Source organism: Arthrobacter sp. Y3221087 (assembly GCF_059089905.1).
In genome coordinates this window covers 1-12529 of record NZ_JBNHFE010000005.1, presented here as the reverse complement: position 1 = coordinate 12529, position 12529 = coordinate 1, and the positions used below count along the sequence as shown (strand labels likewise).

The following is a 12529-nucleotide window of genomic DNA, read 5'->3' as shown; positions in this document are numbered from 1 at the left end:
TCCACAATGGCTGAATCGCAGCCTCCGCTGTGCACACAGCGTGCTGCCACTCATCCCGAACGGAACGGCAGAGGGGCGCGGACATGAACGACCAAACGGAAGCGGCGGAGGCGGACCGGGCGCTCAAACAGAAGCATCGGGCCATGTGGGCGTCAGGGGATTACCCGGCGCTGGCGGATGAGATGCTGCTGGAATTGGGCGCCATCCTGGTGGAAGCCTGCGGAATCACGTCCCGCCACCGGGTTCTGGACGTGGCGGCCGGCTCCGGGAACGCGGCCATTCCGGCGGCGATGATGGGCGCCAAAGTGGTGGCCAGCGACCTCACCCCCGAGCTGTTCGAGGCCGGCCGCCGGGAGGCGGCAAACAGGGGAGTGAGCCTGGACTGGCAGGAGGCGGACGCCGAGGCCCTGCCGTTCGGCGACGCCGAGTTTGATGTGGTGATGTCCTGCCTGGGCGCCATGTTCGCGCCAAACCACCAGAAAGCCGCCGACCAACTGGTGCGGGTGTGCAAACCCGGCGGGACCATCGGCCTGCTCAGCTGGACCCCGGAAGGATTCATCGGCCGGATGTTTGCCACCATGAAACCCTTCGCACCGCCGCCCCCGCCCGGCGCACAGCCCGCACCGCTGTGGGGGAGCGAGGACCACGTCCGGGAACTGCTGGGGAACAGCATCACCGACGCCAAGGCCCGCAAGCAGACACTGGCGGTGCGCAGCTTCCACCAGCCGGCCGACTTCGTGCGCTACTTCAAGTCCCACTACGGCCCCACCATCTCGGTCTACAAGTTCATCGGTGAGGACGCGGACAAGGTCAAAGCCCTCGATGCCGCGCTCACGGAACTCGCCGACTCCTTCGGCGACGCCCACGGTGACACCCCCTTCCAGATGGAATGGGAGTACCTCCTGTTCACGGCGAAAAAGGCGCAGTGATGGCCGGCGGCCACGTTGCGACCTCGTCCGTCGCCATCGACGCTCCCGCCAGCCGGGTCTGGGACGTCATCACGGATCCTGCCGCCATCAAGGAATTCATGTTCGGCGCGGACGTGGTCACCGACTGGTCCGTGGGCGGGCCCATCGTGTGGCGTGGCCAGTGGGAGGGCAAGGACTACGAGGACAAGGGCTTCATCCTGGAAGTGGAGCCCGGGCAGCGGCTGGTCCACATCCACTACAGCCCGCTCAGCGGCGACGCGGACATCCCGGAGAACTACCACACCCTCACCTGGACACTTGAGGCGCAGAACCAGGGGACCGGCTCACGCTCGCCCAGGACAACAACGCCACGGAAGAGGCGGCCGCGCACGTAAAGGAGATATGGGACAAGCTGGTGGGCGACGTGAAGGCGATCGCCGAGCGCGGCTGACTAACGTCCCCGCCAGGCGGGCAGGCGCATTAAGCCAAGCGACCGCCGTCGGACTTTCCCCAAAGGAAGGCCCGACGGCGGCCGCCGGCACGTTGCTGCCGAAACGCGAACGGCTACTCGGCGTCGTGGTCCGTTTCCAGGATCTGGACCAGGTGGTTCAGCGCATCGTCGGCACCGTCGCCCTCGGCGCGGAGGACTACAACGTCACCGTGGGAGGCGCCCAGGCTCATGAGGGACAGGATGCTGGCGGCATCCATGGCTTCATCGGCCGGTTCGCCTTCACGGGCTATGGTGATGTCCAGGTCGTACTCGCCTGCTGCCTCGGCGAAGATGGCGGCGGGGCGGGCGTGCAGGCCCACGCGGCTGGCGACGGTTGCGGTGCGTTCTGGCATTTTTGCTCCTTTTGTCTTCCGGCGGTGCCGGATAGCTAGTGGGTAAGGCAGGTCAGACCGTTGCGGGAACGGTCTCCACCGTATCAACCGTCTTCTTGGCTGCCCAGCGCTTGAGGGCCACTACGACCAGGGCGCTGACGATGGTACCGGCGATGATCGAGAGCACGAACATCAGCAGGTTGCCGATGGCGAAGAACACGAAGATACCGCCGTGGGGCGCCTGGGACGTAACGCCGAAGGCCATGCTCAGTGCGCCGGTGAGGGCACCGCCCACCATGCTGGCGGGGATGACGCGCAGCGGGTCGGCTGCTGCGAACGGGATGGCCCCTTCGGAGATGAAGGACGCGCCCAACAGCCAGGCTGCCTTGCCGTTTTCACGTTCGGCCAAGCTGAACAGCTTCTTGTCCAGGACGGTTGCCAGAGCCATTGCCAGCGGCGGGACCATGCCGGCCGCCATAACGGTAGCCATGATCTGCCAGGGTGCCTGGTTGGTTGCGCTGCCGGCACCAAGGCCGGCCACAGCGAATGCGTAAGCAACCTTGTTGACGGGGCCGCCGAGGTCGAAGCACATCATGAGGCCAAGGATGATGCCCAGGACCACTGCGGACGCGCCCGTCATGCCGGACAGCCAGCCATTCAGGCCTGCGGTGATACCTGCGATCGGGCCGCCCAAGAACAGGAACATGGCACCGGAAGCGACGATGGAGGCAAGCAGCGGAATGATGACGACGGGCATCAGGCCGCGCAACCAGCGCGGGACGGCCCAGGTCCCAATCACGTGGGCGATGTATCCGGCCAGCAAACCACCCACGATGCCGCCGAGGAAGCCGGCACCCATGAAGCCGGCAACGGCTCCGGCGACAAAACCGGGGGCAATGCCGGGGCGGTCCGCGATGGCGTAGGCAATGTAGCCGGCCAGTGCGGGTACCAGGAAGCCCATGGACAGCGCGCCGATCTTGAATAGCACCGTGCCGAGGTAAAGCGCCAGGTTGCCCTCGGGAAGGTTGAAGAGGGTGTTGGCCGCCAAAATGTCGTCGGCTTTCGTGCCCAGTGCAATGTCGAATCCTGCGAGCAGGAAGCCGAGGGCAATCAGCAAGCCACCACCAGCAACAAACGGAATCATGTAGCTGACGCCGGTGAGCAGGGCCCTCTTCAGCTTCTGGCCGATGTGCTCGCCCTTTTCCTCGGCGTCGCGCTCTGCCTGTTCCTCGGCACCGAAGTGCGGAACCCGGCGTGCGTTCGGGTTGTCAGCCGCGGCGAGAGCCTCCTGCACCATTTTGGCGGGCTCGTCGATGCCGCGCTTCACGGGGGCGTTGATCACGGGCTTGCCGGCAAAACGCTCCTTGCCGCGCACATCCACGTCCACCGCGAAGATCACCGCGTCGGCGGCAGCGATGACTGCCGGGTCCAGCGGCTTGGCGCCGGAGGAACCCTGCGTTTCCACCTGCAGGTCCACGCCGGCTTCCTGTGCAGCCGCCACCAAGGAGTCCGCTGCCATGTAGGTGTGGGCGATGCCGGTGGGGCATGCGGTGACAGCCACGAGCCGCTTGGGGCCCGAGGAACCAGCCGCTGCACTTGTGCCCGTACCTGCAACGGCGGAAGCGCCGGACTGGCCGGAAGTGTTCAGAGTTCCCGGCGTTCCATCTGCCGGTGCTGCGGCAGCGTGGGCGGCGGGCTTGTCCGCGAGGGCGCCGTCCACCAGGTCCACAATTTCCTCACGTGAGGAAGCGTTGCGCAGGGCTGCGGTGAAGTCCTTTTTGATGAGGGAGCGGGCCAGCTTGGAGAGCAGCTTCAGGTGCTCCTGGTCCGCGCCGTCCGGAGCGGCGATGAAGAAGATCAGGTCTGCCGGACCGTCCTTGGCGCCGAAGTCCACCTTCGGGTTGAGGCGCGCCATGGCCAGGGTGGGTTGGGTGACCGCGGCCGAGCGGCAGTGCGGGATGGCAATGCCGCCGGGGATACCGGTTGAAGTCTTCTCTTCGCGGGCGAAGGCGTCGGCGAAGAGGCCTTCAACCTCCGTTGCGCGTCCGGCGGCAGCTACTTTGCCTGCCAGGTGCCGGATCACCGACTCGGGAGCGTTGCCCAGGTTCTGGTCGAGCTCGACCAGTTCCGTGGTGATGAGCTGAGTCACTGTCAATCCTTTCGAAGGGCCGTGATGGTTACGGCATCCGGGGTTGTTTGGTGGACTGCCGGAACCGTTGAACCGGGCAGGGAGGCGGCAGCGGCACCGTGGGCCACAGCCTGACGAAGGCAATCGGCCGGGGATGCACCCTGGCCGTGGGCGAGCAGATAGCCGGCCAACGCGGAATCGCCCGCGCCCACCGTGCTGACTGCGGTGACCGGCGGATGCGTGGCCAGCCACGCGCCGTCGGCCGTTACCAGGACAGCTCCCTTGGATCCGAGAGTTGCCAGCACAGCACCCACACCGGCTCGAACGACGGCGGCAGCGGCTGCCGCTGCGGCCACGGGGTCCGCTTCCAGTTCGTCAGCGGTGGCCGGGGCAAAACCGGCCGCGGTGGCCAGCTCTGCCAGTTCTTCGGCGTTGGGCTTGAGGAGGTCCGGCATGCCTGCCGCGCCGCCGGTAAGGGCGGCGGCGAGTGGCTGGCCGGATGAGTCGACGGCGATCCGGGGGGCGGCGCCGTCGGCGGATGAACGCAGGCGTTGGGCCGCCGTCGCGTAGAAATCGGCCGGGAAGCCCGGCGGCAGCGAGCCGGCCAGGACCACCCAGCTGGCACCGCGGGACGTCTCCAGCAGCAGCTTGAGCAGGGCCTCCTGCTGGTTTTCATCCAGGGCGGGGCCGGGCTCGTTGATCTTGGTGGTCACGCCGCCGGGCTCGGTGAGGGCAACGTTGGTGCGCAGCGGCTCGTCGATGGGCAGCGAGGCGAACGGCACGGCGCTGTCCCGGAGGCCGGCAAGCACGGGATCGCTGTCCGCACCCGGGAGCACGGCCATGGACTCCAGGCCGGAGGCCACCAGGGCGCGGGACACGTTGACGCCCTTGCCCCCCGACTCCTGGCTGACGGATACGGCGCGCTGCACCTCGCCGCGTTCCAGCGGCCCGGGCAGGGCCACGGTGCGGTCCAGGCTGGGGTTCGCGGTGAAGGTGACGATCATGCGATCACCACATCTACGCCGGCTTCTTCCAGTGCGGCTGCCAGTTCAGGTCCGGGTTCACTGTCTGTAATCAAGGTGTCCAGGTCTTTCAGGGAGGCGAACTGGACCAGGGTTTCCGTGTCCAGCTTGGAGGAATCGGCCAGCACCACAATGCGGCGTGCCGAATGGACGAAGGCTGCCTTGACGGCGGCCTCTTCGGGATCGGGAGTGCTGAGGCCAAAGTCCGCGTGGATGCCGTTGGTGCCTAAGAAGGCGATGTCCGGGCGGATTCTTGCCGCGGCGTCCACGGTGGCCTGGCCCACGGCCACCTGGGTGATTCCGCGGACCCGGCCGCCCAGGATTTGCAGTGCTATGCCGGGGACATTGGAGAGCTTGGCGGCGATGGGCACGGCGTGGGTTATGGCCACGAGTTCGGGCCGGAGTTCACCTGATTCGGTTGGATCGACGGCGGAGCGGCGGGAAAGCATGTCCGCCAGGACTTCGGTGGTGGTGCCGCCGTCGAGCAGGACGCTGGCAGTCTTGTTGCGGGGGATGAGGGCAAGCGCGGCCTCGGCGATCCGGATTTTCTGGTCGGGGCGCTGGATGGCGCGGTCGGTGATGCTTTCCTCGGTGGTGCTGAATCGGTCCGCCGCTACGGCGCCGCCGTGCACGCGGCGTACTGTTCCTGCAGTCTCAAGGGTGGCGAGGTCCCGGCGGACGGTTTCGGTGGTGATGCGGAAGCGCTCGGCCAGGTGGGTCACGCTGACCCGGCCGCTGCCGGCAACAAGCTCGGCAATCTTCTGCTGGCGCTCCTCGGCGAACACATACCCTCCGTTGCGTAGGTTGCTGGTGCTGGGGTTAGCGATGCCGCCGCTGCTCGGGGTCTCCGAAACCTGGGTGACTGACATCACATGATGTTGGCTTACTTGACTTTATCTTTGCTTCTGTTGGTTTGTCAATGGAAATCAACACGAAACAAAATGCTGACCCTCGCCTTCAGAGTTTTTGTCCAGATAAGGCGACTTATCCGCCCTCGAAGTCGCTTTATCTGGACAAGAATTCCAACGAGCAAGGCGAAGGCCGGGCCTGACTGCAGTGGTCCGGCCCGGCCTCCCGGGTGTGTAGGGCATCTGGTGCCCCAGGCATGTCCTGCCTTACTTGGTGCTTCGGGTGGGTTAGAGCCCGCCGTCCCGGCTTTCATTGCGCGTGATGCGTTCGCCGGTGTTCGGATCCACCACCGAGCGGGTCTCGCTGATGCGCCGGCTGCGCCCGGGGGAGGCAAGGATGAGGGATGCGATCAGCCCAATGACGCCCACGGCCATCAGGATGTAGCCGATGAGCACCTGGTCGACGGCGGGGATCAGGCCCGGAGCAACCGCCCAGGCGAGGATGGCGCCGAGGGCGATAAGGAAAATGGAGGATCCGATTCTCATGTCTTGCTCCTTCTGGTCGAGGATGGGCGTTGTCTTAGCCCGCGACAGATGCTAAGCATGCTGTCTGTTAATCGCAACGCTACAGCCCTGTGCGGCCCTGATCAACGATGTGGGAGGCCGCTGCGCGTTTCATCTCTGTAACGGCTGGCTAGGCTGGTCCGATGGAAACGGTTGTGTGGTCCAAGCCCGAGGACCAGCGCGCAGGCACTCCCTTGCTGGTGATGATGCACGGCTACGGTACGGACGAGTCCCGCATGGTCCGGCTCTTTGACTACCTCCCCTCCGAGTTCACCTTCGCCGCCCTCCGGGCGCCGATGCCCATCGGCGACCACTACGGCTGGTTCCTGCTGGACTATTTCCTGGTCAACGACTTCGCCGAGGTCATCTCGGCCACGAATGCCGTGCATGGGTGGGTCAATACAGTCAAGGGCCAGCACACGAGCGTCAGCCTGATGGGATACTCGCAGGGCATGGCCATGGCAAGCACGCTGCTGCGGCTGCATCCCCAGGCCTATGCGTCGGTAGTAGGACTCTCCGGCTTCGTCCTGAACAACGAACTGCTGGCCCTCACAGACTCCTTCGACGCCAAGCCGCCCTTTTTTTGGGGCCGCGACAAGGCGGACCTCGTGATCAACGACGACGCCATCGCCTACACCGCCGACTGGCTCGAGAAGAACACCCTCCTGACCAGCAGGACCTACCCCGGCATGGGGCATGCGATGTCAAAAGCGGAAATGGTTGACGTCAGCGCATTCCTCCGCCACTACATCCTCCGCTGAGCGCGGAAACTTAGTATTCCGGTGTGCGATTTCCGTCACATCCAGGCCAGTGTCACCAACTGCAAAAAAACAGTTGCACGCCAAATTTGTAAGCGCTTACACTCATCTACGGCCCCTCATGAGGCTTTGAACTGGGCGGATAAGGAGGCGAGGAACATGGAGGCAACAAACCGCCGCCACGAGCCTGCGCAGTCCCGGTTCGTGTGGGCACCCCATCGCAGCGTGACGCGGCAGATTTCTGTTCCCCAAAGTTGTCCTTCACCGGCAACAGGCACATGATGGAAGACGTATCTGGACCAGCAGGGACCCCGCGCCGCAGGAATTTCCTCCGGCAGCCGCGCCTGTGCTGGTCACCCGGGCACCGAAGCCACCTCCCCCATACTCCGTCTTCACGGCTGCCCGCCGTCTGAAAGGACAAACCGCCGATGACTGCATCGCCTGCCACAGAGACTGCCGCCTGGACCGGCGCTTCCGCCATCCTGTTCGACCTGGACGGCGTGCTGACCCCCACGGCCACCGTGCACGAACAGGCCTGGCAGGAACTGTTTGATGGCTACCTCGCCTCACAACCTGAGGTGGCCGCCTACCGCGAAAGCGACTACTTCGACCACATCGATGGCAAGCCGCGCTTCGACGGCGTCCGCGACTTCCTGGCCTCCCGGGGAATCGTGCTCCCCGAAGGCCCCCTGGATGACGATCCGGCCAACTCCACCGTCCAGGGCCTGGGCAACCGGAAGAACCGCATCTTCAACGATATCGTCAGCACTGGCGTCGAACCGTTCGAGGGCTCGGTGCGGTTCCTCCGGGCCGCGCTTGAACGTGGGCTGAAGGTCGCCGTCGTCTCTTCCTCCCGCAATGCGCCGGCGGTCCTGGAAGCTGCCGGGCTCAGCCACCACTTTCCCGTGGTGGTGGACGGCGTGCTGGCGGCCAAGGAAGGCCTGCCCGGCAAACCCAGCCCCGCCACCTACCAATACGCTGCCCGGCTGCTGGGACTGCCCACCGAGGAATGCGTTGTGGTGGAGGACGCCGTGTCCGGAGTCCAGGCAGGCCAGGCAGGCTCGTTCCACGCGGTCATCGGCGTGGACCGCGGCGCCGGCCGGCAGACCCTCCTCGACGCCGGGGCAACGCTGGTGGTCCAGGACCTGCAGGAACTGGTGCCCTAACCACCGTCAGCAGGGCGGCAGCTGTTTCCCCGCAGCAGCCATCCGGGCACCGCACCCCCTTCGAATAACATTTGCCGGCACGGCCGGCAGCTCAGTAAACGCCAAAAGGACCCCAACACCATGGCACTCATCACCGCAGACCGCGAGCGGTTCCCGAATATCCCCTGGCAGCTGGTCGAGGCCCGCCACGAGCCGGGCGATGCCGGAACTTTGGAGACGCTTTTTGCCCTCGGCAACGGGCACTTGGGAATCCGGGGCGCGCACTGGGCCGCCGCGGACGCCGAACTGCCGGGCAGCTTCATTAACGGGCTGCACGAGATCTGGGACATCAAGCACGCCGAGAATGCCTTTGGTTTCGCACGGACGGGCCAGCGCATCCTGTACATCCCTGATGCCAACAACTTCACCGTGGTTGTTGACGGTGAGCCCCTCAGCCTCGCCGAATCCGAGGTTCTTGACTACCGGCGGACCCTTGACTTCGCCACCGGCGTGTACGAGTGCCGGATCACGTGGCAGTGCCGCTCCGGCGCCACAGTGACCACCACGGAACGCCGGGCCGTGGGCTTCGAGTCCCGGGGCAGCCTGGGCATCTCCCTCTCGGTTGCCACGGACCAGGATGTGTCACTGGATGTGACGTCTTCCGTTATCAACCGGCAGGACCAGCCCGTCGAGGACCACTCTGTCCATGATCCGCGCCGTGCGGGCCGGCACGCCGGGCGCGTGCTGCTGCCTCTGCGGCTCGACGGCGGCGACGGCTCGCTCCGGCTCGCCTGGGAAGCCGCGGAGTCCAAGCAGCGCGTGGGCATCGCTGTGGACCACTGGACCTCCACCGGCTACCAGCCCTTCGAGACCCTGGTGGACCAGGATGACAGCACTGTCCGGTATGTCCTGGCCGTAAGCCCGGACCAGCCGTTTACCCTGGAGAAAAGCATCAGCTACGCTGCGGGTGCCGCGGTCCTGGACCCCGCCGCAGATGCCGCCGACGTCGCTGAAGCAGGCCTGCGGCCGGTCCAGGACATCTTTGCCGAGAGCGAAACCCACTACCGCCGCTACTGGGCCACCTCGGACATCGTGGTGGACGGCGGAAACCCGCAGCTGCAGCAGGCCATCCGCTGGAACCTGTTCCAGCTGGCCCAGGCCACCGCACGGGCAGGCGTGGCCGGCATCCCCGCCAAGGGCGTGACCGGTTCCGGCTACGAGGGCCACTACTTCTGGGACCAGGAGGTGTACCTCCTGCCGTACATGACGTACACCAACCCGGAGGGCGCCCGGCAGGTCTTAGAGTTCCGGCACGGGATGCTTCCCGAGGCCCAGATCCGTGCCAAGGAACTGAGCGTGGACGGCGCCCTGTTCCCGTGGCGCACCATCAACGGCCTGGAAGCCAGCGCCTACTACGCCGCCGGCACCGCCCAGTTCCACATCGCAGCCGCCATCGCCTTTGCCACCAACCGTTACCTGTGGGCCACCGGCGATACCGCGTTCCAGGACGGCATGGGAGCCGAGCTGCTGATCGAGACCGCGCGCATGTGGATCTCGCTGGGCTTCTTCGGCAAGGACGGGCTGTTCCATATCCATGGCGTCACCGGACCGGACGAGTACACCGCCGTGGTCAACGACAACCTGTACACCAACGTCATGGCCCGGTTTAATCTGCGTGCCGCGGCGGCCCTGGAGCACGCGGGCATCACCCAGGAGGAGCGCCAGTTGTGGGAGGCGGCCGCCAGCCGTATGCAGCTGCCGTTCGACGACCGGATGCAGGTGCACTCCCAGGACGCCGACTTCATGACCCTGGAACCGTGGGACTGGACCACGCCGCGGTCCAAGTACCCGCTGCTGCTGCACTTCCACCCGCTGGTGATCTACCGCCACCAGGTCCTCAAGCAGGCTGACACGGTCCTGGCCATGTTCCTGCAGTGGCAGGACTTCACTGCGGAGGAAAAGCAGCGCGCCTTCGATTTCTACGATCCCATCACCACCGGCGATTCCACCCTGTCCGCCTGCGTTCAGGGCATCATGGCCGCGGAGGTGGGGTATTCCAGGGAGGCACTGGAGCACTTCACCAACGCAGTGTTCATCGACCTGGACGACACCCACGGGAACACCATCGACGGCGTCCACATCGCCTCCACCGGCGGGGTGTGGAGCTCGCTGGTCTGCGGGTTTGCGGGCCTGCGTGACCAGGGCCCCGCGCCGTACTTCGATCCGCGGCTGCCGGCGGAGTGGAACGGGCTGACCTTCCATCTTAAGATCCGCCGCCGCCTGCTGCTGGTGCAGCTCACAGCCGAATCCATCACCCTCACCGTCCAGGAGGGCGAACCGCTGGAGGTGGACGTCCGCGGGCAGCTGCAGGCCGTCGGCGCCGATCCGGTCCGTGTGGCGCTGGATCCGGTCACCGAGCCGGAGCCCACCGTCTTCCCGAGCGGCCTGCCCACGGCGAGTATCCCGGTGGTGCGGGGCAAGAGCTGACGTCCGACGGCGGGAGGAGGCGGCGGCCGGACCCGCGCCTTAGTCTCCTGCCGTCGTCGCGCGTTCCACCTCAGGCGCCCTGTCCAGGGGGTGGGCCAGTTCGTCGGCGGGCATCTTCGCCGCGGCCACGGCGATGACCGCCATGATGGGGCAGACGCCGCCTGCCACCAGGAAGATCAGCCAGATAGGCAGGACCTCCGCGGCCGGGCCGGCCAGGGCCATGGACACCGGCATCAGCGCGAGCGAGACGAAGAAGTCGAGGCTGGAAACCCGGCCCAGCAGGTGCGGCGGAACCCGCCGCTGGAGCAGCGTTCCCCAGATGACCATGCCCACGCTGCCGGTCACGCCCCACACGAACGTGGCTGCCGCGATCACCCAGAAGTTGTCCATGAGCCCGACGGCGGCCAGCGGCATGCTGCCGAGGCCCCAGGACACCATCATCACAGTGAGGTAGCGCCTCGGCAGCCGGAGCGAGGCGGTGACGAGGGAACCCAGCGCGGCGCCCACGCCCATGATGGCCAGCAGGAAACCGAACATGCTGGAATCGCCGCCCAGCTGGTCCCGCACCACGAACGGCAGCAGCACCTCGATGGGGCCGATCAGGAAGAGTACCGAGATGCACGCCCAGATCAGGGTCCACAGCAGCCACGGGGTGCGGAGGGTGTAGCTGACGCCCTCGCGCAGGTCATGGAAGAAGGACTGTTTCCGCTGCTCCCCGGCGGGCTGTTCACGTCCGCCGGGCTGCGCCGCCAGGGTGTGGCGGGCCAGGAAGTTCAGCACGATGAACGCCAACAGGTGGCACAGGGCCACGCCCGTCACCGCATGCGACGGCGAGAGCGCAGCCACCAGGATGCCCGCCACGGCAGGGCCGGCCGCCTGCTGGAGGACCGGGCGCATGGTGCCTTCCATCCCGTTGGCAGCCAGCAGGTCTTCGGCAGGCAGGATGCGCGGCAGGATGGCCGAATAGGCGGGGAAGAAGAAGGCGGCGCCCACGCCCAGGACGAACGCACCCGCCGCGACGTGCCACAGTTGCAGCCAGCCGGCCATCGCCAGTCCGCTGATGGTTGCGATGACTGCCAGGTTGGCGCCCTCGACGGCGATGATCAGCTGGCGCTGCGGGATCCGGTCGGCTGCGATGCCGCCGGCCAGGACGAACGCCACCAGCCCGATGCTTCCAGCGGCCGCCACCAGGGAGAGCTCAAGCGGTCCTCCGCCGAGCTGTATCACTTGGTAGACCATTGCCACGGCCCACATCCCGGACCCGAAGATCGAGATGGCCAGCGCCGCGATCAGTACCCGGTACTCACGGTGGGCAAAGGGGCGCAGGGCTTTGGGGGTGGGCATACGCCCCAGTTTATGCCCGCCCTTGCCTGCCTGGTGCCCCCAACCTGCACCAGGCAGTCGCTATCCCGCGAGGAGGCTGGCGGCTTCCTGGCGGGTGGTGCCGGAGTCCTGGATGCCGTCGGCGATGTGGGCGAGTTCGGCGGGGATGTCGCGGCCCTTTTTGCGCATGGCGGTGGCCCAGAGCCGGCCGGCGCGGTAGGAGGAGCGGACCAGGGGCCCGGACATGACGCCGAGGAAGCCGATTTCTTCGGCTTCGTGCTGCAGGTCCAGGAATTCCTGGGGTTTGACCCAGCGGTCCACGGGCAGGTGCCGTTCACTGGGGCGCAGGTACTGGGTGATGGTGATCAGGTCGCAGCCGGCCTGGTGGAGGTCGCGGAGGGCTTCACTGATTTCTTCGCGGGTTTCGCCCATGCCCAGGATGAGGTTGGATTTGGTGACCATGCCCTGGTTCCGGCCCTGGGTGATGACGTTCAGGGAGCGTTCGTAGCGGAACGCGGGGCGGA

The 12529-nt window shown here is 66.4% G+C and carries 12 protein-coding genes; 5 read left to right on the top strand and 7 right to left on the bottom strand.

What is annotated here, in order from left to right; translation table 11 throughout:
• The first annotated feature begins 83 nt into the window (after window positions 1-83).
• Window positions 84-929, top strand: coding sequence for a class I SAM-dependent methyltransferase (locus AC5RUO_RS15150; RefSeq protein ID WP_494011739.1), 846 nt, complete (start codon window positions 84-86; stop codon window positions 927-929).
• Complete coding sequence (locus tag AC5RUO_RS15145; protein WP_494103951.1) at window positions 929-1303, top strand: SRPBCC family protein; 375 nt, start codon at window positions 929-931, stop codon at window positions 1301-1303. The genes AC5RUO_RS15150 and AC5RUO_RS15145 overlap by 1 nt, the downstream gene beginning before the upstream one ends.
• A 169-nt stretch (window positions 1304-1472) precedes the next feature.
• Here AC5RUO_RS15145 and AC5RUO_RS15140 read toward each other — a convergent pair whose 3' ends face one another.
• From AC5RUO_RS15140 to AC5RUO_RS15120, 5 genes are all read right to left on the bottom strand, one after another.
• The gene (locus AC5RUO_RS15140; protein WP_104185572.1) at window positions 1473-1751 is read right to left on the bottom strand and encodes an HPr family phosphocarrier protein; all 279 of its coding nucleotides are present in this window, start codon (window positions 1749-1751) and stop codon (window positions 1473-1475) included.
• Window positions 1752-1803: 52 nt separating this feature from the next.
• The gene (locus AC5RUO_RS15135) at window positions 1804-3879 is read right to left on the bottom strand and encodes a PTS fructose transporter subunit IIABC (RefSeq protein WP_494011737.1); all 2076 of its coding nucleotides are present in this window, start codon (window positions 3877-3879) and stop codon (window positions 1804-1806) included.
• Between the two features lie 2 nt (window positions 3880-3881).
• Window positions 3882-4862 (bottom strand): 1-phosphofructokinase family hexose kinase, encoded by a 981-nt coding sequence (locus AC5RUO_RS15130; protein ID WP_494011736.1) that lies wholly within the window; start codon window positions 4860-4862, stop codon window positions 3882-3884.
• Window positions 4859-5665, bottom strand: a complete 807-nt coding sequence (locus AC5RUO_RS15125) for a DeoR/GlpR family DNA-binding transcription regulator (protein ID WP_494011815.1) — start codon at window positions 5663-5665, stop codon at window positions 4859-4861. The genes AC5RUO_RS15130 and AC5RUO_RS15125 overlap by 4 nt, the downstream gene beginning before the upstream one ends.
• A 351-nt stretch (window positions 5666-6016) precedes the next feature.
• Window positions 6017-6274, bottom strand: a complete 258-nt coding sequence (locus AC5RUO_RS15120) for a DUF6458 family protein (protein WP_494011735.1) — start codon at window positions 6272-6274, stop codon at window positions 6017-6019.
• A 161-nt stretch (window positions 6275-6435) separates the two neighbouring features.
• On the opposite strand from AC5RUO_RS15120, the gene AC5RUO_RS15115 reads away from it, so the two are divergent.
• The 3 genes from AC5RUO_RS15115 to AC5RUO_RS15105 all read left to right on the top strand — a co-directional run bounded on the left by AC5RUO_RS15115 (window position 6436) and on the right by AC5RUO_RS15105 (window position 10682).
• On the top strand, window positions 6436-7053 hold the full coding sequence (locus AC5RUO_RS15115) for an alpha/beta hydrolase (RefSeq protein WP_494011734.1): 618 nt from the start codon (window positions 6436-6438) through the stop codon (window positions 7051-7053).
• Between the two features lie 425 nt (window positions 7054-7478).
• Complete coding sequence (locus AC5RUO_RS15110; protein WP_494011733.1) at window positions 7479-8216, top strand: HAD family hydrolase; 738 nt, start codon at window positions 7479-7481, stop codon at window positions 8214-8216.
• 120 nt (window positions 8217-8336) lie between these two features.
• Window positions 8337-10682, top strand: coding sequence for a glycoside hydrolase family 65 protein (locus AC5RUO_RS15105; protein ID WP_494103950.1), 2346 nt, complete (start codon window positions 8337-8339; stop codon window positions 10680-10682).
• 39 nt (window positions 10683-10721) lie between these two features.
• Here the strand turns inward: AC5RUO_RS15105 and AC5RUO_RS15100 are convergent, their stop codons facing one another.
• Together AC5RUO_RS15100 and AC5RUO_RS15095 are read right to left on the bottom strand one after the other, a co-directional pair.
• Window positions 10722-12026 carry an MFS transporter gene (locus tag AC5RUO_RS15100; protein ID WP_494011731.1) on the bottom strand — a complete coding sequence of 435 codons (1305 nt, stop codon included), beginning with the start codon at window positions 12024-12026 and terminating at the stop codon, window positions 10722-10724.
• 60 nt (window positions 12027-12086) lie between these two features.
• Window positions 12087-12529, bottom strand: a 443-nt coding sequence (locus tag AC5RUO_RS15095) for a lipoyl synthase (protein WP_494103949.1), incomplete at its 5' end; no start/stop codon positions are given.